Origin of the sequence: Pseudomonas sp. A-1 (genome assembly GCF_004801855.1) — a bacterium.
Classification (GTDB): Bacteria; Pseudomonadota; Gammaproteobacteria; order Pseudomonadales; family Pseudomonadaceae; genus Geopseudomonas.
In genome coordinates, this window is record NZ_SSTC01000238.1 from 1 (window position 1) to 573 (window position 573).

1 protein-coding gene is annotated in these 573 nt (G+C 77.7%); it reads right to left on the reverse strand.

Going from position 1 to position 573, the window contains the following annotated elements; translation table 11 throughout:
* A partial coding sequence (locus tag E5198_RS21355) for a TolC family protein (protein WP_168772581.1) occupies positions 1-573 on the reverse strand: 573 nt, incomplete at both ends.

Here is a 573-nt window from a genome sequence, read left to right on the forward strand (position 1 = left end):
AGGGCCAGGCGCGGGCGCTCGAGCTCGGCGGCGGCAGCCGGCCCGGCGCCGGCCAGGGCGGCGAGCTGATGGCGGCTGAGGGCGATGGCCTCTTGCGCCAGGTCGAGCTGGCGGTGCGCCTCCGGCAGCGGCGCCTCGGCCTCGGCGATCTCCTGCTCGGTGCCCAGGCCGATGCGCTTGCGCTCGCGGGCCAGCGCCAGCAGCTCCTCGCGCTGGTGCAGCTCGGCCCGGGCGATGTCCAGCTCGGCATGCTGGCGGGCCAGGCGGATGTAGGCGCGCACCACGCTGCCCTGCAGCGCCAGCGCGGCGGCGCGCTGCTCGGTAGCGGCGAGCCGCGCCCGGCTCAGCGCCTGCTCGCGCTGGCTGCGCAGGCGGCCCCAGAGGTCGAGGTCGTAGCTCAGGGCGAAGGCGGCGGTATTGTTCCAGGTGCTGGTGTCAGCCAGCGGGCCGGGGCCGTAGAAGTTGTCGGTCGGCCAGCGCTTGCGCTGCATGGCGGCATCCAGGCCGACCTGCGGCGCCTGCGCGGCCGCCGCGACGCCGGCCAGCGCCTCGGCCTGGCGCAGGCGCGCGGCG